Annotated in this window: 24 protein-coding genes; 13 read left to right on the top strand and 11 right to left on the bottom strand. The window is 34.1% G+C overall.

Features of this window, described 5'->3' with window-relative positions; genetic code table 11:
- Complete coding sequence (gene ccoS, locus EQG63_RS06775) at positions 1-189, bottom strand: cbb3-type cytochrome oxidase assembly protein CcoS (RefSeq protein WP_129435602.1); 189 nt, start codon at positions 187-189, stop codon at positions 1-3.
- An 86-nt stretch (positions 190-275) separates the two neighbouring features.
- Positions 276-2648, bottom strand: coding sequence for a heavy metal translocating P-type ATPase (locus tag EQG63_RS06780; protein WP_129435603.1), 2373 nt, complete (start codon positions 2646-2648; stop codon positions 276-278).
- Between the two features lie 100 nt (positions 2649-2748).
- Between EQG63_RS06780 and EQG63_RS06785 the strand changes: the two genes are divergently transcribed.
- A complete protein-coding gene (locus EQG63_RS06785) occupies positions 2749-3429 on the top strand; it encodes a Crp/Fnr family transcriptional regulator (protein ID WP_129435604.1) in 681 nt (226 codons plus the stop codon).
- 29 nt (positions 3430-3458) lie between these two features.
- On the opposite strand, the gene EQG63_RS06790 is transcribed toward EQG63_RS06785, so the two are convergent.
- From EQG63_RS06790 to EQG63_RS06800, 3 genes are read right to left on the bottom strand one after another with little or no spacing between them, the layout of a single operon-like run.
- Positions 3459-3776, bottom strand: coding sequence for a rhodanese-like domain-containing protein (locus tag EQG63_RS06790; protein ID WP_129435605.1), 318 nt, complete (start codon positions 3774-3776; stop codon positions 3459-3461).
- A gap of 27 nt (positions 3777-3803) precedes the next feature.
- Positions 3804-4415: a thioredoxin family protein gene (locus EQG63_RS06795; protein WP_129435606.1), complete on the bottom strand. Its 612-nt coding sequence runs from the start codon at positions 4413-4415 to the stop codon at positions 3804-3806.
- Positions 4416-4421: 6 nt separating this feature from the next.
- Positions 4422-4943, bottom strand: a complete 522-nt coding sequence (locus EQG63_RS06800) for a TlpA disulfide reductase family protein (protein ID WP_129435607.1) — start codon at positions 4941-4943, stop codon at positions 4422-4424.
- A 129-nt stretch (positions 4944-5072) separates the two neighbouring features.
- Here EQG63_RS06800 and EQG63_RS06805 point away from each other — a divergent pair, with 129 nt between their 5' ends.
- Genes EQG63_RS06805 through EQG63_RS06815 form a run of 3 tightly spaced genes read left to right on the top strand, consistent with a single transcriptional unit; the run spans position 5073 to position 6762 of the window.
- Positions 5073-5525 carry a MarR family winged helix-turn-helix transcriptional regulator gene (locus tag EQG63_RS06805; RefSeq protein ID WP_129435608.1) on the top strand — a complete coding sequence of 151 codons (453 nt, stop codon included), beginning with the start codon at positions 5073-5075 and terminating at the stop codon, positions 5523-5525.
- Between the two features lie 4 nt (positions 5526-5529).
- Positions 5530-6162 carry an NAD(P)H-dependent oxidoreductase gene (locus tag EQG63_RS06810; RefSeq protein ID WP_129435609.1) on the top strand — a complete coding sequence of 211 codons (633 nt, stop codon included), beginning with the start codon at positions 5530-5532 and terminating at the stop codon, positions 6160-6162.
- A gap of 27 nt (positions 6163-6189) precedes the next feature.
- Positions 6190-6762 carry a YceI family protein gene (locus EQG63_RS06815; protein WP_129435610.1) on the top strand — a complete coding sequence of 191 codons (573 nt, stop codon included), beginning with the start codon at positions 6190-6192 and terminating at the stop codon, positions 6760-6762.
- 52 nt (positions 6763-6814) lie between these two features.
- Here the strand turns inward: EQG63_RS06815 and EQG63_RS06820 are convergent, their stop codons facing one another.
- The 6 genes from EQG63_RS06820 to EQG63_RS06845 all read right to left on the bottom strand — a co-directional run bounded on the left by EQG63_RS06820 (position 6815) and on the right by EQG63_RS06845 (position 12579).
- Positions 6815-7024: a helix-turn-helix domain-containing protein gene (locus EQG63_RS06820; protein ID WP_129435611.1), complete on the bottom strand. Its 210-nt coding sequence runs from the start codon at positions 7022-7024 to the stop codon at positions 6815-6817.
- 3 nt (positions 7025-7027) lie between these two features.
- The gene (locus tag EQG63_RS06825; protein WP_129435612.1) at positions 7028-7582 is read right to left on the bottom strand and encodes a DUF2975 domain-containing protein; all 555 of its coding nucleotides are present in this window, start codon (positions 7580-7582) and stop codon (positions 7028-7030) included.
- A gap of 150 nt (positions 7583-7732) precedes the next feature.
- Entirely contained in the window at positions 7733-10885 is a 3153-nt protein-coding gene (locus EQG63_RS06830) for a M1 family aminopeptidase (protein ID WP_129435613.1), read from the bottom strand.
- Positions 10882-11757: an ABC transporter ATP-binding protein gene (locus EQG63_RS06835; protein WP_129435614.1), complete on the bottom strand. Its 876-nt coding sequence runs from the start codon at positions 11755-11757 to the stop codon at positions 10882-10884. The genes EQG63_RS06830 and EQG63_RS06835 overlap by 4 nt, the downstream gene beginning before the upstream one ends.
- Positions 11758-11854: 97 nt before the next feature.
- Positions 11855-12061 (bottom strand): helix-turn-helix domain-containing protein, encoded by a 207-nt coding sequence (locus EQG63_RS06840; RefSeq protein WP_129435615.1) that lies wholly within the window; start codon positions 12059-12061, stop codon positions 11855-11857.
- A 2-nt stretch (positions 12062-12063) separates the two neighbouring features.
- On the bottom strand, positions 12064-12579 hold the full coding sequence (locus tag EQG63_RS06845) for a DUF2975 domain-containing protein (RefSeq protein WP_129435616.1): 516 nt from the start codon (positions 12577-12579) through the stop codon (positions 12064-12066).
- A gap of 307 nt (positions 12580-12886) precedes the next feature.
- On the opposite strand from EQG63_RS06845, the gene EQG63_RS06850 reads away from it, so the two are divergent.
- The 9 genes from EQG63_RS06850 to EQG63_RS06890 all read left to right on the top strand — a co-directional run bounded on the left by EQG63_RS06850 (position 12887) and on the right by EQG63_RS06890 (position 21447).
- Positions 12887-14287 (top strand): anthranilate synthase component I family protein, encoded by a 1401-nt coding sequence (locus EQG63_RS06850; protein ID WP_129435617.1) that lies wholly within the window; start codon positions 12887-12889, stop codon positions 14285-14287.
- A gap of 10 nt (positions 14288-14297) precedes the next feature.
- Positions 14298-14867, top strand: coding sequence for an anthranilate synthase component II (locus tag EQG63_RS06855; RefSeq protein ID WP_129435618.1), 570 nt, complete (start codon positions 14298-14300; stop codon positions 14865-14867).
- An 88-nt stretch (positions 14868-14955) separates the two neighbouring features.
- Entirely contained in the window at positions 14956-15948 is a 993-nt protein-coding gene (gene trpD / locus EQG63_RS06860; protein WP_129435619.1) for an anthranilate phosphoribosyltransferase, read from the top strand.
- Positions 15949-15950: 2 nt separating this feature from the next.
- Positions 15951-16736, top strand: a complete 786-nt coding sequence (gene trpC, locus EQG63_RS06865) for an indole-3-glycerol phosphate synthase TrpC (protein WP_129435620.1) — start codon at positions 15951-15953, stop codon at positions 16734-16736.
- Positions 16737-16739: 3 nt separating this feature from the next.
- A complete protein-coding gene (locus tag EQG63_RS06870; RefSeq protein ID WP_129435621.1) occupies positions 16740-17345 on the top strand; it encodes a phosphoribosylanthranilate isomerase in 606 nt (201 codons plus the stop codon).
- Complete coding sequence (gene trpB / locus EQG63_RS06875) at positions 17329-18507, top strand: tryptophan synthase subunit beta (protein WP_129435622.1); 1179 nt, start codon at positions 17329-17331, stop codon at positions 18505-18507. The genes EQG63_RS06870 and trpB overlap by 17 nt, the downstream gene beginning before the upstream one ends.
- A gap of 1 nt (position 18508) precedes the next feature.
- A complete protein-coding gene (trpA, locus tag EQG63_RS06880) occupies positions 18509-19270 on the top strand; it encodes a tryptophan synthase subunit alpha (RefSeq protein ID WP_129435623.1) in 762 nt (253 codons plus the stop codon).
- Positions 19271-19508: 238 nt separating this feature from the next.
- On the top strand, positions 19509-20132 hold the full coding sequence (locus EQG63_RS06885) for a TetR/AcrR family transcriptional regulator (RefSeq protein ID WP_129435624.1): 624 nt from the start codon (positions 19509-19511) through the stop codon (positions 20130-20132).
- Positions 20122-21447, top strand: a complete 1326-nt coding sequence (locus tag EQG63_RS06890) for a TolC family protein (protein WP_129435625.1) — start codon at positions 20122-20124, stop codon at positions 21445-21447. Before EQG63_RS06885 ends, EQG63_RS06890 begins: the two co-directional genes overlap by 11 nt.
- The last annotated feature ends 12 nt before the right edge of the window (positions 21448-21459 follow it).

Below are 21459 nucleotides of genomic sequence, written 5' to 3' on the forward strand. Positions count from 1 at the left end.
TTAGTCTTGTTTTTCTGTTTCTATTTTTATTTTGGGTTCACTCTTTTTTAACTCATCTTCGAATAACATTCTAACCGAAGGAGTATAGTCATCGTCAAACTGACCACTTTTCACTGCTCTGATGAATATGTAGAGAAAAGTTACTGCCAGCACGATACTGATGCAGATTAATAAATAAATAACACTCATACCTTATGATTTATAATTCAAAATTACTGTTCGCATTTGGGATAAAATATGACATTTGTCATCTGTTAAAATTTTATATAATTGACTTATTTTCTGGCGTAATAATTACTCATTAGCGTTACAAAACTCACAATGGTTACTGTGCTTAATGGCATGATAATCGCGGCAACGATAGGCAATAAATTTCCTGTAACAGCGTAGCTCAATCCAACAACATTGTATAATAAGGATAATCCAAAACTCATGTAAATTGTTTTCATGGCATTTTTAGAAAAACGCAGGAAATAATCGATTTTGGAAAACTGAATAGCGTCTAAAATTCCGTCGCAAGCGGGTGAAAAAACATTGACATTTTCAGAAATGGAAATCCCGATATTGCTTTGCGCTAAAGCTCCTGCGTCATTCAATCCATCTCCTATCATCATCACATTTTTACCTTGTTTTTGAAGATATTCTATATACTGTAATTTCTGCTCTGGTTTCTGATGGAATACTAAAGTGGTAGCAACGGGTAACATCTTCTCTAAAATTTTTCGCTCCCCGTCATTATCACCAGACAACACCACCAAATCGTATTTTTTGGATAGCTTGTCAAACAACACCTCTAATCCTTCTCTGTATTGGTTATTAAATACATAACTACCTTTATATAAACCATCAATTTCAATATGAACTTTTGTTTTTTTATGTGTATTTTCACTCATATGTTCCAAAAATTGAGAAGAACCAAGTTTAACTGAATGACCGTTTACCCTAGCATAAATTCCTTTCCCAATAATTTCTTCAAAGCTTGTGATCTCTACTTTTTCTTGATGTGGAAGGAAATCATACAGTCGTCGACTTAAAGGATGATTGGAACCTCGTAATGCATTTTTCAAAAGCTTTAATTCATGAGAATTCAATTCCGTTCCTTCATATGTTATCGAAGTCTTTTTATTTGTGGTAATCGTTCCTGTTTTATCAAAAACGAGGGTGTCTACTTTGGCTAATTGTTCGATTACGGTTGCATTTTTTAGGTACAATTTCTTGTATCCCATGATTCGTAACACATTCCCTAATGTAAAAGGTGCAGTTAAGGCCAAAGCGCAGGGACAGGCGACAATTAAAATTGCGGTAAACACATTAAAAGCGGTGGTAGTATCTTTGAATATCCAAATTCCGAAAGAGATAAAAGCCAGTAATAATAAAGCAGGTGTAAAATAACGGCTAATTGTGTCGGTAATCGTTTTGTACTTAAAATCGATGTTCTTCTGAAACACATCATTACTCCATAATTGGGTGAGATAACTCTGCGAAACCGAATGCAGTACTTCCATTTCCATAACTTTTCCGATTTGCTTTCCGCCAGCAAACACTTTTTCCCCCGATTTTTTAGTAATGGCCACTGCTTCACCTGTAACAAAGCTATAATCGATGGAGGCTTCAGGTGAGATTAGAATTCCGTCAACTGGAATCAATTCTTGGTTTCGAATTAATAACCGATCACCTTTTTCAATATCATACACTTGTACAGGACTTTCCGAACCATCGGTATTAATTTTTGTAATCGCAATCGGAAAATAGGATTTGTAATCGCGTTCAAACGAAAGAAAATTATAAGTTTTTTGTTGAAACAATTTCCCTAACAACATGAAGAAAATCAATCCACACATACTGTCAAAAAAACCTTGTCCGTAATCAAATAGAATATCAACTGTACTTCTCACAAACATGACTACTATACCTAAGGCAATTGGAATGTCAATATTGAGCATTTTGGATTGGATACTTTTCCAAGCCGACACATAATATCCCCAAGCCGAATAAAAGAATGGTGGCAATGCTAACGCAAAAATCAACCACCGAAAAAAGCCTTTGTATTGGTCAATCCAAAACTCCCCTACTTCAAAATATTCAGGAAAGGAAAGCAACATGATATTTCCAAAGGAGAAAAAAGCTACGCCAATTTTGTAAATTAAAGTTCTATCGATAGCTACTTTCTTAGCCTCAAAATTTTCCAAGCTGATATAAGGTTCATACCCAATAGAGCTAAGCAATTCGACAATTGATTTCAGATTGGTTTTTGATGGATTATAAGTAATACGGACTTTCTTTTCGTGAAAGTTAACTTGAGAAGTACTTATTCCTGGTTGTAACTTTTGCAAATTTTCCAAAATCCAAATACACGAACTACAATGAATATGAGGAATGTACAACGAAACAACATGTGTTCCCTCCTCTTCAAAATCTAATAATTTGGAAATTATTTTTTCGTCTTTTAAGTAGTCGTATTTTCCTTTAATATCCTGTGGTGTCGTTCCGGGAGATTTTTCAAAATCGTAGTAACAAGTCAGATTGTTTTGACTAAAAATCTCATAAACCGTTTTACAACCTAAACAGCAAAAAGACTTTTCATCAAAAAAGACTTCATCAGTTTTTACCACATCGTTACCACAATGGAAACAATTTTGTGTGTTCATAATTTGCTCTTTTACCTAAAGCAAATTTCCTGCGATATCTCGTTTTAAAAAATGATTTTTATCATACAAATCGATATATTTGTTGTCATAATTAACTTTTATGGGTAAATGTGAACAATGTATCGTTAGACAATTCAGTGCTTTAAAAGCCTTATCGAAAGAGGAGCTTTTAAGGATGGCTGATTGTAAAACTTCTTATACTATAAAAAAAGGAGAGTCCATTTTTGAAGAAGGGGAAACTACTAACGGTGTTTTTTGTGTTAAAGATGGTGTTTGCAAAATGACCAAATTAAGTGCCAATGGCAAAGATCAGATTGTTAAGTTGGCAAAGTCAGGAGAATTATTAGGGCAGCGTTCAATGATTAGTGACGAACCTGCCAATTTGAGTGCCGTTGCTTTAGAAGATATGGAAGTTTGTTTTGTACCTAAAAGCGAAATCATGCAGTTTTTCAATCAAAACAACCAATTTTCAATGAACATGATGAAAACCATTTGTGGTGATTTGAAAGATGCCGATGATCATATGGTTTCCATGGCACAAAAAAGCGTTAAAGAACGTTTGGCTGAAACGTTACTTTATTTGCATGACAGTTTTGGAACCAATGCAGATGGCTCCCTCAGAATTCAATTGTCTCGGGAAGAATTAGCTGGGATGATTGGTACGGCAACCGAGAGTTGTATTCGTTTGCTTTCAGAATTTAATAAAAATGGATGGGTCGATTTGACCGGGAAGAAAATCACCATTAAAAATAAAAATCAATTGAAAAAGATATCGGAATAAAAAAGGGAAGCCATTGCTTCCCTTTTTTATTATTGCTTTAACTCGCTTACAGGTCCCTCCCATTCAGAAAAGCCACCCATTAAGTTATAAGTCGTTTCAAATCCCATTTGATTCATGATACTGCAAGCCTGAGCACTTCGCCCACCTGCTTTACAATACACGTAGTAATTTTTAGATTTGTCCAATTCTTCCACTTGATAAATAAATCCTTGACCCTTGTAAATATCAATATTGATAGCGTTAGGTATTATTCCATCAAGACATTCGTCTTCTGTTCTAACATCAAGCACAACCGCATTGTCGTCTTCTTGAAGTTTGGCCCACCACTCTTCTTGTATTAAGTTCATCTTCTTTTGCTTTAAATATCAAAAATACTATGCTTTTATGGAACATCCAATAGCTTTGGTCGTTTTTACTTCTATTTCTTTTCCTTCCAAAAGTGAATTCACTGCATTCTCCACATATTTTGTTTTTACTGCTGTTTCATCATTAGAGTTGTCATCGATGGCACCAATGTACTTAACGATATTTCCTTCTTTTGTTTTTTGAAGCAAGTACACATGTGGAGTTTTAGTGGCTCCATATTGAGGATAAATTTTCTGACCTTCATCAAATAAATACGGAAAAGTAAACCCTTTTTCTTTGGCTCTTTCTTTCATTAAGTCAAAACTATCTTTGGGTTGTACTGCAGGATTGTTAGGGTTTATGGCAATAACGGGATAACCCAAAGCTTTGTATTTTTTATCCAAAGCAATAATTCGGTCTTCATAAGCAATAGCATAGGGACAGTGATTACAGGTAAAAACAACAATAAAGCCTTTGGCATCTTTATAATCATTTAAAGACACTTTTTTATTGTCGACGTTTTTCAGACTAAAATCGGTAGCAACATCTCCTACCTTATATCCCGCGTTAAAATTATTCCAAGTAAAAGCACTTAAAGTGACAAACAATAGTGCTCCGAATAAAAATTTGATTGTTTTCATAGTTTTTTATTTTATAATTGTTTTTAATTCGTTTTCCAATTCTACATAAGTAAAAGAACGCTCGTAAAATTTACGTGAAGTTGCGTTATACATTACAGTGGCGGGAATAGAACCCGACCAATTTGTGGCAACCTTTTCTATCCAAGCATTAGCATCCGGATCATCCAAGTGAATTACTTCTGCTTGCAATTTCTTTTTAAGCATAAAAGGAATCAAATTCGATTCGATTTTCTTAGGCATATCCAAACTTACAAGAAGGACTTTCACCTTTTTGTCTTTATAGTTTTGATTTAGTTTTTCAAAATAGGGTAATTCTTTTACGCAAGGCAAACACCAAGTTGCCCAAAAATTAATCACATAAGTAGTTTCATCTTTTTTATTCAGAAAACCTTCAAACGATTTAAAATCGTACGAATGCACTTCTATTCCATTGAAGCTATAGCTCTTAATAGGCAGGATTGTATTAGTAGAAGCTTGTCCGAACACTGTAGTCGCAAACAACCCTAAAATCAAGACGATTCTTTTCATATACTTTAATTTTCACCTTAAAAATAACCAATCTTAACTCCTCAAAAGAAATATTAACAAAAATTTAATACACATTTGTATATACAAATAAAAAATAGTCATACATTTGTACATACAAATTTCAGAAAGATGAAAATTGAAGATGAAATAAAAAGTACGGTAGAATTATCATTGGCAAAAAAGGTTTTATTAAATCTTTCCTATACCCGAAACATGGTAGGTGATTGTTTTTTAGAAATCTTAAAACCTTATGATTTATCCGGTGAACAGTATAATGTGCTTCGTATTTTAAGAGGTCAAAAAGGGAAACCCGCAAATATGGCTTGTATTCAGGAGCGAATGATTGCCAAAACCAGTAATACCACACGATTGGTTGACAAACTATTAAATAAAGAATTTGTAATTCGAAAAGTGTGTCCGGAAAATCGAAGAAAAATGGAAATAACCATCACGGACAAAGGATTAGCCATCCTAGCCGAATTGGATCCAAAAGTGATCGCACATGAAAATTCGTTCGCTGAAAAACTTTCGGCATCAGAATTGCAACAGTTAAATGAATTATTAGAAAAATACAGAAGTTAAACATATGAGTAAATTTATAGAAAATCAGAATTGGCGTTATGCCACCAAAAAATTCGATGCAAGCAAAAAAATTGCTTCAGAAGATTTAGAAACGTTGAAAGAAGCGATTCGATTGAGTACTTCTTCTTACGGTCTGCAACCTTACAAAGTTTTTATTATCGAAGACGAAGCCATTCGTGAGCAATTAAAACCGGCTTCTTGGAATCAAAGTCAGATAACCGAAGCTTCTCAATTGATTGTTTTTGCTAATTATAGTAATTTAGACGAATCAATTATTGACAAGTATATTAACAGAATTAGTCAAACGAGAGAAATTCCAACCGAAAGTCTTCAAGGATATGGCGATTTTATGAAAGCTAAAATTTTAGGTTTAACCCCAGAACAACAATCCGTTTGGACAGCAAAACAAACCTATTTGGCTTTAGGAAATCTAATCAATGCGGCGGCGGAATTAAAAATCGACGTAACTCCAATGGAAGGTTTTGAACCAGAAAAGTACAATGAAATTTTACAATTAAACGAGTTAAATCTGAATGCGTCACTAGTGGCAACTATTGGTTACCGCCATGAAGAAGACAGCAACCAGCACGTTAAAAAAGTGCGAAAATCAAAAGAAGAATTATTTATAACTTTATAACAATTACTAATTAAAAACAATTTAAAAATGAACAAATTAAAATCAATTGCATTAGCATTAGTAGTAGCTTTAGGAACAGTAACAGCTACAGCTCAAACGTCAACAAAAGTAGACGCATCAAAAAGTAAAGTACTTTGGTTAGCTAAAAAAGTAGGTGGTCAACACAATGGTGATATCAACTTAAAAGAAGGAACTTTAATTTTCAAAGGTAAAAAATTAGTGGGTGGTAACTTTACAGTTGACATGAACTCTATTAACACTACAGATTTACAAGGAGAATGGAAAGGAAAATTAGACGGACACTTAAAAGCAGATGATTTCTTCGGTGTAGAGAAATTCCCAACTTCTACTTTAGTATTCAAAAAAATTGGAGCTAAAAAAGGTGCTGCTAACACTTATGCAGTTGAAGCAGATTTAACAATAAAAGGCATTACTGCTCCTGTTACTTTTGATATTGTAGCAAACAAAGGTGTTGCAAATGCAACTTTAATGATTGACAGAACTAAATATGATATCAAATATGCTTCTAAAAACTTTGGTGCTTTAGCAGACAAAGCTATTGATGATGAATTTGAATTAAAAGTTCAATTAAAATACTAATCAAATCCGAATTTGATCCAAATTAAAAAGTCCCGATTTATCGGGACTTTTTTTATTTATCTGTTTGGTATTCTAAAATATCTCCGGGTTGACAATCCAATGCTTTACATATTGCTTCCAAAGTACTAAAACGAATGGCTTTGGCCTTTCCCGTTTTGAGTATCGATACATTGGAAAGTGTCAAATCAATTTTTTCAGACAACTCATTTAACGACATTTTGCGTTTGGCCATCATGACATCTAAGTTTACAATAATTCCCATGTGCTAAATTGTTAATTCGCTTTCTTCTTGTAATTCGATACCCTTTTTGAATATTTGTGCAATTACAAAAAGAATAACTGTCATAAATAACCAAACCCCAGCCCCATCAATATGCAATTCTTCAATATCTTGTAGTTTTAACCCATAACTTGACAGCCCTCTTACCACTTTTGTCCCCCATGATGAAAAAAATCCAATTCCAAATGATAAATAAGCGAGTGTTAAAATAAGCTTCCTAAATATTTCATTAAATGGTGCCGCAATATTAAAATTCTTGTTTAGAAAAACTCTTATAATAGAATAGAATAAAATTACCTTTAAGTAAGCAGCAATTATAACTATACAACTCAACGTTATGTACTGCGTTTCATTGAAACGATATACTTCTGTTAAATCTATTGCTCTCCAAAATTTAGCTGCATCTTCAGGTTGAAGTGTTAAAGTAGCAATTGTTTTTGTAAGTAATCCTGTAGCATCTATTGCTAATCCAACAAAAATAATCCACAAAATTACATGCAGAATTAGAAGTATTGTTTTGGTACCAATTTTAATTTCCATAATAATTGTTTTAAAGTTTAACAAAGTAAAAATAATAAATTTTTATTGATAAACAATAAATTTTAATTTTTTTTAAATAAATAATAAAAATAAAAAAGCCTCACTTATACTAATAAATGAGGCAATACTAATTTTGATTTAACTACACTTTTACTTTTCAAAAAGCGATTTAATCGTTTCATGATGTTTTGTATCAGAGACTTGATACACTTCTTTTAAAAAATCTGTAGAACTTGGTTTCATATTGGGATAACGGTTTGTATTTAAAAAACTACGTAAAGCTTTATTTACTTTGTCTTCACCAATTAATTCACTCAATTTATACATCGCTACCGCTCCTTTTGAATATGCGATATGGGTTAAATTACCCGTAACTTTCAGTAAGGGAATATCTCCTGAAAACCCTTTTTCACTTTCAAAAATATCCTGATGGATCGCAACCGTTTCTTCTACTTTTTGCTTTCCATACATTTTTTTGAGTAACATCAATTCGGTGTACATGGCTAAAGTTTCGGTAAGCATGGCATCCCCTTCTCTCGCATCGGGATCAATTTGAGAATTACCCCACCACAAATGCGCTAATTCATGTCCCGCCAATTCATTAATGACATCTTGTTTTTTATCGGCTAGAATATTACAATGAAACGACATATTTTCATTCATAAAAATGGTAGCTGGGTACGCTGTTGCATTAAAACCTTGTGTAAAACCCGAAATTTCAGCAAATCGAATGGTTTTAAAGGGATACTTTCCGAAATTAGCTTCACAATAATCCATCGTGAATTTAGCATTTTTAATCAAATGGAATACGTTCTCATGATGTGTAGGATGGTAATACACTTCAACTATTTTGCCGTTATATCTTTCTTTTTTCATTGCGTAATTGGCCGAAGAAATGGCAAATCGGAACGGAATGGCATCGGTTTTAAACTGAAATACATTGCGGTTGCTTTCTTTCCATTGCTTGGTTAGTTCCCCTACTCCAATTGCGGTTTGATTGGCTTCTGTAGAAACAATCATATCAAGTGAAATAAAATCATTGTTGGGAATTTTCGGAGCGTCTAATGGTTTTACCAGAGTTCTTTCCCCTAAATTATAACGCTTTCTAACACTTTTTTCTTCAATTTCTTTGGAAGCGAGATAGCCTATTAGAGGATAATTCCGACTAATGCGCATAAAACTTCCATTTTCGACAATAGCATTAAACGATTGATGTCCATTTACAGGTTTCCACTGGTACAATAATTCAAAATCTAAGGTTAGTTTTTGACTTGGTAATAAGTTTTTTTTCAATCGAATAATTTGATATTGATTCTTAACTAAAATAGGTCCGTTTTCAGTATGTAACACCGCATTCTTAATACTAAAATCATCAGAAAAATTGAATAAAATTTCATCAATTGATTGGGATGTTTTGTTTTCTAAAACATAATTCCCTTTTATAGCATAAGCATTTTGGGAAGGAAACAAATCTACTCTCGTTGTCACATTGGTAATACTTGGTTGCGGTTTACTTTGAAAAATTCGGAATTGCTTTTCATAATGTACTTGTTGCATTTCCGCTTTATCCCTGTCTTTTGGAATATATTCTGAAATTAATTGCTGGCCTAAGTAAGAAGCGAATCCAATACCGAAAAACACGATTATCCAAAACGAAAAGGTTCGAATGGCTTTTTTACTTTGATGCATCAAATACATTAAAAATAAAACGATTACGAATCCGAAAAACAATCGCTGCTGAAATACATTTTCATAACGTCCAAAGCCATTCATATCGCTGTAATCGAAAGAAATAGTCTGTAAAAATTTAAGCAATGGATATTTGATAATTACTTTTCCTAGTGTAGTTGTCATCACTAACACAAAAACTCCCGAAACCGCCAATGCTAAATACTTATTCCGAAGTATTTTTTGAAGTAGTAATGCGAATCCGCTGACAAGAATCAGAGGAAACGTAGTAAATAAAAACGTTTTGGCATAGACCTTCCATTCGATTATTGGATAGTTGTACAGCCACTGAAAAACAATTCCTTCCAAAATCAAAACAAGTGTAAATACAACGCTGAAAATGATTAACGTCAACCAAATGGACCAGAATTTCAAAGTATAATTCGCCGTACATTCTTCTATAAAATGGAAATTTGAATTTTTACTTCGCCAATACAAATCGTTGGCATAAAAAACCAAAACCAACGCCCCTAGAACATAAAAATTTTGAATAATAGTCGACACCATTAAGCCTGACGAAGCGTATTTTTGAGGCAATCGAATTCCTTTTTCAATTTCAGCATACATTTCCATTCCGACAGCAAAAAGCAGACTCAAAACAATCAAAACAAAGGGAATGCTTTTTAATATATACGTTCCATTCATCTTCACAAATGAAAAAAACGATAGCAGATTGACATAAACTGATTTTTCTGTGGAAACAAATTCAAATGGTAAATTTAAAACTCCTTCACTAGCAATTTGCTTTACTTTGGATGACTTCACTTTCCTAGAAACTGAAAAATTTCGGGTAATTAAAATCAACAGTACTACTGAAATGAAAAGAATGCCTATTCTATTGGTTAGTAAAATCCCACCTGCTGTAATAACAGAGTTTCGTTGCACAATGGTTTGATGAGCTGTTTGATAGAAAAATGCGGATAAACCAAAAGGATCAAAAATGGCCGAAAGCAATTGGGCGTTTTTTGACTGAGGCAATTGATTCGCCATAAAAGGAGAACTCGAAAACAACAAGCTCACCATATAAAAAACATACAGCAGTAAACCGCTTACGTAAACAAAAAGCTTATTCTTTGTCGACCAAGCAACAACAGTAGTAATTACAACGACAAAAAAAGTATTGATTGCCGAAAATAGAAGTAACGGAATTAGGTAATAAGTAAGATTAAAAGCCACACTTTTCATTCCGACCGAGGACAATTCCCTACCTATAAAAAAGCTAAGCGTTAGTAAAAACGTAAATCCGAAGCTCAATATAAAAATGGAAACAAATCGGCTCCAAAGAAATTGTTTTTTCGAAATAGGCAATGAAAAATAAATGTGATTCAGATTATAATCAATCTCTTTTAAGGCCAATTGTGCAGAAAATAATGTGGAAAAAAACAGGCTCGATAGACTCAGAAATGCCGTGATGAATGCTATTTGATACGGTGAGTTATACGCTAGGTTTTCACTCAATGTAAAACGAGCAGTACTACCTCCAAAAATGCCAAAACTGAGTAAAGCCAGTACTAAAAGTAGAAACCGACAGTTTTTACCATACGATTTCAAATCAAATACAATCATTGTTTTCATACTTCCATTTGATTTAAAGCATTGAAATAAACTGCTTCCAAAGTTGGATGTACCGCTTCAAAATCAGACAGAAATTCTTCAGAAAACACTTGAATATTTAACTTTCCACCACTGTAATGGGAGGCAATGACATTGAAGTTTCTGTTATACTGCTCTAATTGTTGCTTTTCAATTTGTTTTTGCCAAATTTTTCCTTCCAATTCATTTACAAAATCGTTCGGATTCCCTTGTAGTAAAACTTTTCCGTTTTGCATAATGGCCATTTGAGAGCAAAGATTACGGACATCTTCAACCAAATGGGTGGAAAGAATCACGATACGCTCTGTTCCAATTTCAGAAAGTAATCCATTAAAACGGTTACGTTCTTCCGGATCTAAACCTGCTGTAGGCTCATCTACAATAATAATTTTAGGATTACCTAACAAGGCTTGTGCCACGCCAAATCGTTGACGCATTCCGCCCGAAAAAGTATATACTTCTTTGTTTTTATGAGAAGTTAAATTTACTTTTTCCAATAAAGAATCGATTTGATTTTTACGTTCCATTGCATTAGAAACTCCTTTCAAAATGGCAATGTGATTCAATAAATCATACGCCGAAATCTTGGGATACACTCCAAAATCTTGAGGCAAAAAACCCAATTGCTCTTTAATAAATAGTGGGTTTTCCAAAACATTAATTCCATTGAGCAAAATTTCTCCCGAATCTGCCGATTGTAAACCAACGATAGTTCGCATTAATGATGATTTTCCTGCACCATTTGGACCTAATAAACCAAACATTCCGTTTTCGATTTCTAACGAAATATTACACAACGCTAACCTACCATTCGAGTAGGTTTTGGTGAGATTTTTAATTGTTAAACTGTTCATTTTTTGATGATTATAATTGATTGATTATTTTTCGATTACAGCAAATAAATCCCTGTCGGTCGAAAAACCGAAACATTTAAATACTATGATGATTGAATTATTCTTTTGTGTATTCTAGTATATCTCCTGGCTGACAATTAAGAGCTTCGCAAATGGCTTCTAAAGTATCAAATCGAATACCTTTGGCCTTACCGGTTTTTAAAATCGATAAATTAGCCGTTGTTATGCCAATTTTTTCAGCCAATTCTTTGCTTTGCATTTTGCGTTTCGCAAGCATTACATCAACATTTACAATTATTGCCATAACTATATGTATAAATCTTGTTCGACTTGTAAATTCACTCCTTGTTCAAATATCGCTGCCATAAAATAGATAAATATCCCCATGATAGCATGTGCAACAATCATGGCAAAAAAAGGAAAATCTTCTATGCTAATAAACGCCCAAATGATAGCAAATACAGGATATAATATCAAATTAAAAATATAAAACTGCTTTAAATACTTTAATCCGTTTTGGGTAAACAAACGTTCCTGCTTAAACGTTTTAAAAACATTGCCGAGCACCCAAAAGAAAAGACCATAAAGTCCAAGACCAATTACCATTTCAGCTACATATTCAAAAGAATATTCTGAGCCAAGCAAAAAATGGATATGGGTAAAAGGAAAATTAATAGCAAAACGATTGCGTTCCAATGTTTCAAAAAATGGTCCTTGGAAAAGACAATTTATTAAAGTGTAAATGGCCGTAACCAAATAACCAATGGCTACAATTTTTACTATTTTATCCAAAAAAGAAGCTATAATTTTTACCGATTTCATTAGTATTGATTTAAAATTAAAGTACAAATATAATAATTAAATATCGTAAAACAATAATTAAATATCTTTTTATGTGTATTTTTAAACTTTAAGTAAAAATAAGTTGGATAGTTTAAAAAACATTCTATACATTTGCAAAGTACAATTACAATTAGAAAATGAACAACATTTTAAACAATACTTGGTGGTGGAATAACTTACGTCGAAAATCGTGAGCGAATCCTCCTATCTGTATTTTTAAAACTAAAATAGATAAAAAGGCTTGTCAATCACGACAAGCCTTTTTTTATTGTCAAAAATCAACATTATGCAAAAATTTCAATTACATACAAACTACAAACAAATTCTTACGGACACTATTACGCCGGTAAGTGTTTATTTAAAAATTAGAGATAAATTTCCGAATAGCCTTTTGCTTGAAAGCAATGATTACCACAGTAGTGACAATAGTTTTTCTTACATCTGCTGCAATCCAATAGCAAGTATAAAAGTAGAAAATGAAAGCATTGTAACTACTTTACCAGATGGTCGAACAACAATGAATGTCATTAAAAGTCCAGAAAAAGTAATAGAAAGTATTCAGCAGTTTGCGTCACAATTCGAATGTTCCAACACTGATTTTAAATTCATCAATAATGGCTTATTTGGCTATATCGCGTATGATGCCGTTCGTTATTTCGAAAAGGTGACTATTGAGAAAAAAGCATCCGATTTACAAATTCCAGACATTTTTTACTCGGTTTATCAGAATATCATTGCTATCAATCATTTTAAAAATGAGGCCTATATTTTCTGTCACAGTATTGACAATCAAAACAATATTGCCGAAATTGAACAGTTAATCCAATCTAAAAACTTTGCTTCTTATTCGTTTCGTAAAGAAGGAAATACGATTTCAAACTTAACGGATGATGATTTCAAAAACAATGTGACTATTGCCAAAAAACACTGTTTCCGTGGCGATGTTTTTCAATTGGTACTTTCCCGAAGATTCACGCAAGGATTCAAAGGTGATGAATTCAATGTATACCGCGCCTTAAGAAGTATAAACCCTTCTCCTTACCTATTCTTTTTCGATTATGGAAATTTCAAAATCATGGGATCTTCACCTGAAGCTCAGTTGGTCATCCACAACAAAAAAGCGGAAATCCATCCAATCGCCGGAACCTTTAAACGAACAAGAAATGACAAACAGGATGCACTTTTGGCGAAACAATTATCGGAAGATCCTAAAGAAAACAGCGAACACGTCATGTTAGTCGATTTGGCTAGAAACGATTTAAGCAGAAACAGTAATGATGTTACAGTCGAAAAATACCGAGAAGTACAGTATTTCTCACACGTCATCCATCTTGTATCCAAAGTATCGGGAAGGCTAAAATCAGAAATACCATCAATGCAAGTGGTTGCAGACACCTTTCCTGCTGGAACTTTATCCGGAGCACCAAAACACAAAGCCTTACAACTCATCGAAAGCATAGAAAATACTAATCGGACATTTTATGGTGGCGCTATTGGTTTTATGGATTTTGATGGTAACTTTAACCATGCGATTATGATTCGTACATTTTTAAGCAAAAATCACCAATTGCATTACCAAGCTGGAGCCGGAATTGTTGCCAGTTCCAATGAAGAGGACGAAATGCAGGAAGTTTATCATAAATTAGGTGCTTTGAATACAGCATTAGAACTAGCGGAAACCATTTAAAAGAAAAACCATGAAAAAGATAGTAGTCATAGACAATTACGATAGTTTCACTTACAATTTAGTGCATTATTTGGAAGATTTAAATTGTGATGTTACGGTTTTTCGTAACGATGAATTTTATATTGATGAGCTTAAAAACTTCGATAAAATTCTGCTTTCTCCCGGTCCTGGAATTCCTGATGAAGCTGGAATGCTGAAAGAAGTCATCACAACATATGCGACTACCAAAAGTATTCTTGGGGTTTGCCTAGGTCAGCAAGCCATAGGGGAAGTTTTCGGCGGAAGCCTCACCAATCTTGAAAAAGTATATCATGGCGTGGCTACCCATGTTAACATTGTTGTTGATGATGAAAAACTTTTTACTGGTTTAGAAAAGCAAATTGAAGTGGGACGCTACCATTCCTGGGTAGTCAATACGGCCGATTTTCCTGATGCTTTAGAAATTACTTCTGTAGATGAAAACGGTCAAATTATGTCCCTCCGACATAAAACGTTCGATGTTCGCGGCGTGCAATACCACCCAGAGAGCGTTCTCACGCCCCACGGAAAGAAAATACTGGAAAATTGGCTAAGTAGCTAATTAACAAAAAAACTATATCGAAAATAACATTCGTTTTAGGCTCCAAAAAGTCTAAAGCCTAGCCCAACTTATTTCTAATTTAAATCCTATGAAGGCAATTTTAAACAGACTCATACAACACGAAACGTTATCCAAACAAGAAGCCAAAAATGTGCTGATAAATATTTCCAACGGACTTTACAATCCTGCACAAATTGCAAGTTTCTTGACAGTATACATGATGCGAAATATCACCATTGAAGAACTTTCCGGATTCCGAGAAGCCTTATTGGAATTGTGCATTTCAATTGATTTATCCCATTATAATACCATCGACTTGTGCGGTACTGGCGGGGATGGAAAAGACACTTTCAACATCTCTACATTGGCTTCATTTGTGACGGCAGGCGCTGGAATTCATGTTGCAAAACACGGAAACTATGGTGTTTCTTCCATTTCAGGATCCAGTAATGTTCTGGAAACTCTCGGAATCAAATTCAGCAATGACAAAGATTTTCTCGAAAAATGTATCGATCAGGCAGGCATTTGCGTCCTTCATGCTCCCCTATTTCATCCTGCTATGAAAAATGTAGCCCCTATCCGAAAAGAATTAGCGGTAAAAACCTTCTTTAATATGTTAGGTCCCATGGTGAATCCTTCCTTTCCCAAGAATCAGTTAGTAGGTGTTTTCAATTTGGAATTGGCCAGAATGTATGCTTATTTGTATCAAAATACTGATGCAAATTTCACCATTTTACACAGTTTAGACGGTTATGACGAAATTTCACTAACAGGCAATACCAAAACCATTTCCAATACGATGGAAAGCATGTTAAGACCTGAAAATTTCGGTGTAGATCAACTGCAACAAATTGACATTCAAGGAGGGACAACTATCGAGGAATCAGCCTCCATTTTTATGAACATTCTATCCGGAAAAGGGTCCGATGCACAAAACAATGTGGTTTGTGCCAATGCCGGAATGGCCATTGCTACCGTAACTAAATGCTCACCAATAGAAGGATTTGCTATTGCTAAAGAAAGTCTATTATACGGAAATGCATTAGAAAAATTCAAAAAACTACAACAATTAAGCCAATAACTATGACCATTCTAGATAAAATTATTGCAGACAAAAAACGAGAAGTCGAATTAAAGAAATCTGTTATTTCTGCTTCTCAGTTAGAAAACACCGCCCTTTTCGGAAGTAGAACCGTTTCTTTATCCAAACTTTTGAAAAATAGTCCTTCGGGAATTATTGCCGAACATAAGCGTCGTTCTCCATCTAAATCAGTAATTAGTCACAATTTTTCTGTGGAAGAAGTCGTGTTAGGCTACCAAAACGCTGGTGTCTCAGGAATTTCTGTCTTAACCGATGGAAAGTACTTTGGCGGTTCCTTAGACGATTTGCTTTTAGCAAAAGCCTGTACCTCTATCCCTTTATTAAGAAAAGAATTTATCATCGACGAGTATCAAATTGTAGAAGCCAAAGCCCACGGAGCCGATGTTATCTTACTCATTGCTGCTGTACTAACCCGTTCCGAAATCAAATATTTATCAGAATTTGCCCATTCTCTCGGATTAGAAGTATTATTAGAAGTCCATAACCGAGAAGAACTAGAAAAGTCAATCCTGCCTAGTCTAGACATGATTGGTGTTAACAATCGTAATTTGAAGACTTTTGAAGTAAACTTAGATTACAGCAAAGAATTGGCACCATACATTCCTGACGAATTTGTAAAAGTCTCCGAAAGCGGTATCAGCACTACCGAAGCTATCAAAGAATTACAATCCTTTGGTTACCAAGGCTTCTTAATCGGTGAAAACTTTATGAAAAACGATAATGTTGGTAAAGCCACCAAGGAATTCATTAACAATTTAATCCGATAAACCATGAAACTCAAGATTTGTGGGATGAAATATCCCAATAATATTCTAGAAACAGCCCAATTAAAGCCGGACTATCTCGGATTTATCTTCTATGAGAAGTCTCCACGTTACTTTTATGGTGGACTTCCAACAATCAACCCTTCCATTCAAAAAGTGGGGGTTTTTGTTAATGCTTCTCTGGAAGAAATTCTAGCCAAAATCAAGCAGTATGACCTTCAAATAATACAGTTGCACGGTAATGAATCTCCCGAATTCTGCCATTTGCTAAAACATATCAATACTACAATTATTAAAGTTTTCGCTGTTGATGATGCCTTCGAGTTTTCTCAAATCTATCCATATGAAAGCGTTTGTGATTACTTTTTATTTGATACCAAGGGCAAAAATCCTGGTGGTAACGGCACCTCTTTCAACTGGCAGTTATTACAACAATATCCGTCGAAAAAGCCTTTTTTTCTTAGTGGAGGCATTGGTTTAGAGGATATTGAAAAAATCAAACAACTCAATTTGCCTATTCATGCAATCGATGTCAACAGCAAATTTGAAAGCCTACCCGGATTAAAAAACAGACAACAACTAATATTATTACAAGATGAATTACAAAGTTAACGAACAAGGTTTTTATGGTGATTTTGGAGGGTCGTTTATTCCTGAAATGCTCTATCCTAATGTGGAAGAATTACGTCAAAATTATCTTAATTATATTGAAGATCCTGAATTTCAGGCCGAGTTCCAACAATTACTAAAGGATTATGTTGGACGTCCTACGCCACTCTATTTTGCCGAACGATTATCTGCTAAATACAACACTAAAATCTATCTCAAAAGAGAAGATTTATGCCATACGGGAGCGCATAAAATCAACAATACCATCGGACAGATTCTGATGGCAAAACGATTAGGCAAAACCCGCATCATTGCGGAAACCGGCGCGGGTCAACATGGTGTTGCCACAGCAACGGTCTGTGCATTAATGGGTTTGGAATGTATTGTTTATATGGGTGAAGTCGATATTGAGCGACAAGCCCCAAATGTTGCCCGAATGAAAATGCTCGGAGCGGAAGTCCGTCCCGCAACTTCTGGGTCGAAAACATTAAAAGACGCTACCAATGAAGCCATTAGGGATTGGATTAATAATCCAGTCGACACCTATTACATCATTGGTTCGGTCGTGGGACCTCATCCTTATCCCGATATGGTGGCGCGGTTTCAAAGTGTGATTTCTGCCGAAATGAAACAGCAATTACAGGAAAAAGAAAACCGTTCCAACCCCGATTATGTTATCGCTTGTGTGGGTGGCGGAAGCAATGCCGCTGGTGCTTTTTATCATTTTTTGGATGAAAAGGTACAACTCATTGCCGTGGAAGCTGCAGGAAAAGGAGTTCATTCGGGTGAAAGTGCCGCAACATCGGCATTAGGTAAAATAGGGATTATTCACGGAAGTAAAACCCTTTTAATGCAAACCGAAGATGGCCAAATTACTGAACCTTACTCTATTTCGGCAGGATTGGATTATCCGGGAGTTGGACCGTTACACGCTCATTTGTTTGCATCAAAAAGAGCAGAATTCATAGCGATTACCGATGAAGAAGCCATGACTGCTGGACTCCACTTATGCAAAACAGAAGGCATTATTCCAGCTATCGAAACCGCTCATGCTTTGGCTGTTTTAGACCAAAAACAATTTAATCCCAATGATATCGTCATCATCAACCTTTCTGGTCGTGGCGACAAGGATTTGAATACTTATATTAACTATTTTGACTTTTAATATGAACAGAATCAATCAAAAATTAAACGAAAATAAAAAACTGCTATCGATCTATTTCACAGCAGGTTTCCCAAATCTTAACGATACCGTTTCCATTATTGAAGAATTAGAAAAAAGTGGTGTCGATATGATTGAAATAGGCTTACCGTTCAGTGATCCGCTAGCCGATGGCCCCACAATTCAAGAGAGTTCGACTATAGCTTTGGCTAATGGGATGACTACAGAATTGTTATTTGAACAGTTAAAAAACATTCGAAAAACCGTACAAATTCCACTCTTAATTATGGGCTATTTTAATCCGATCTTGCAATTTGGTATCGAGAAATTTTGTCAAAAATGTGCGGCTATTGGCATCGACGGATTGATCATTCCGGACCTTCCTGTAGATGTTTTTGAAAAGGAGTTTCAATCCATTTTTGCACAGTATAACTTGAAAAACATCTTCTTGATAACGCCACAAACTTCCGTGGAACGCATCCAAAAAATTGATGCCATTTCCGATAGTTTTATTTATATGGTTAGTAGCTCTAGCACTACTGGAAGTCAAAATTCTTTCGGAGAAATACAAAAAAATTACTTTGAACGAATTGCTAAAATGAACCTAAAAAACCCTCAAATTGTAGGTTTTGGCATTTCAAATTCAGATACATTTTCACAAGCTATCAAGTATCAAAAAGGAGCCATTATTGGAAGTTCTTTTGTAAATTATCTTAAGAGCAATGCAATTTCATCGATAGCAAAATATATTAAACTAATTATTTAGTATTATTACTTTAAATACATAATTTTAAGCAATTTAAATTATTAATATAGATTTTATTTATGATAAAAAAAAGATACTTTTCATCATTTTAAAGTCTATTATTTTCACAAGTACCCACCTTTTTTTCAACTATAAAAGAACCAATTTTATTTAGTTAAAAAAAGGTTAAAATTAAATTAAACAAACGTTTAATTTAAACAAACGTTTAAATTTGTAGCGATTTTAAAAATCATTACACATGACTGATTTTAATGACAAACAAATTGAGATACTTTTAGTGGCTGAAAAACTTTTTTCGGACCATGGTTTTGACGGTACTTCGATAAGAGACATTGCCAAAGAAGCGAACATCAATATTGCAATGATATCCTATTATTTTGGTTCGAAAGAAAAGTTACTAGAAGCATTAATCATCAACCGAATTTCAGACCTCCGTTTGCAAATGGAAAATCTTTTCAAAAAGGAACTATCCCCTTTCGAAAAAATTGACAAACTAATCGAATTGTACATCACCCGTATTAATAAAAATTGTGGTGTGTATCAAATTATACACTTTGAAATTATGTCCAGAAAAAGAGACATCAATTACGAAGCATTTAACGAAGTAAAAAAATACAATTTACAGGTTTTAAAGAACATCATTGAAGAAGGCCAATTGAAAGGACTTTTTACACAAAACGTAAACGTGGCTTTAATTCCTCCGACAATTATGGGAACATATTTCCACTTCCAAATGAACAAACCATTTTACGCTGACTTGTTTGATTTGAAAACTAAGGACGATTTTAATAATTACGTTGTGAACGATTTGACAAAACACATTCAACAAACCATCAGAGCACTTTTAACATATGAAAATTAATAAATACATCCCGATAATACTTTTCTTAGTTGGAATCGTGATGGGACATTCCCAAGAAAGAAAGGTGCTTTCACTTAAAGAAGCCATTTCGATTGCCACAACAAAAAGCAATGAAGCTACATTATTCAATTTGAAAGTCAATACTTCAAAATTGGAAATGGAAACCATGAAAAACAATCAGTACCCTAGTGTAAAGCTTTCGGGGCAGTTTTTACAATTAACAAACGCTAATGTTGATTCCAATCTTAATTCTGGAAGTACTTCAACTGAAAAAAGCGACCCAATAAAAGTCAGTCAATTATTTTTAGGTCAAGCCAATGTTTCTATGCCAATTTTTAATGGCTTTAAGTTAAAAAATAGCATTTTGGCTTCAGAAAACGTATACAAATCGGAAACTTTTTCAGCAACGCATACTAAAGAGCAATTAGCCATTCATGTAGTGGAGCTATTTGCTAAACTGTACCAAGCACAAGAAATGGCGGCACTAATTACAGAAAACCTTAAAAGTGCGCAACAACGTACCAAAGATTTTTCGGCAATGGTAGACAACGGTTTGATGGCTCGAAATGATTTATTGAAAGCACAATTACAGGAATCAAATATTCAACTTTCGTTAGAAAGTGCCCATAAAAATGTAAATGTGATCAACTACCAAATGGTAACCCTATTACAATTACCGGAAAACACTAAAATCGAAATTGATATTGAAACTATTAAAAACGATATGGCCAAAAATCAAAATGTAGTTCTAAATGGACAAAGAAGCGATTTGGAAGCTTTAAATTTCAAACAAAAAGCATCAGAAGCTGGCATACAGATTGCCAAAAGTGGTTATTATCCTTCATTAGCTTTAGTAGGTGGTTATATTGCTTTCGATTTGAAAGATGTGATGTCAGTTAGTAACGCGATGAATGTTGGAATTGGATTAAGTTATGATTTGGCTTCGATTTTCAAAAATGGAAAAGAAGTCAAATTAGCTAAAAGCAAAGTGGAACAAACCAAAGCTGCAGTTGCCATATTAACCGATAAAATCAAAGAAGAAACACAAGAAGCACAAGAAAATTACAATCTTTGCTTGAAACAAAATATAGTGTATACCAAAGCGGTAGAACAAGCGACAGAAAATTACAGAATTGTAAAAGACAAGTACGACAATAGTTTATCAACAACCAACGATTTATTAGAAGCGGATGTGCAACAACTTCAAACGAAAATAAATTTAGCACTATCACAAGCCGATATTGCCTTAAAATACTATCAATTACAATTTGTAGCTGGAAAATTAATCAACTCATTCAATCTTTCTCAAAACTAAATAGTCATCCCG

Source organism: Flavobacterium amnicola (assembly GCF_004122165.1).
GTDB classification, from domain to species: Bacteria; Bacteroidota; Bacteroidia; order Flavobacteriales; family Flavobacteriaceae; genus Flavobacterium; species Flavobacterium amnicola.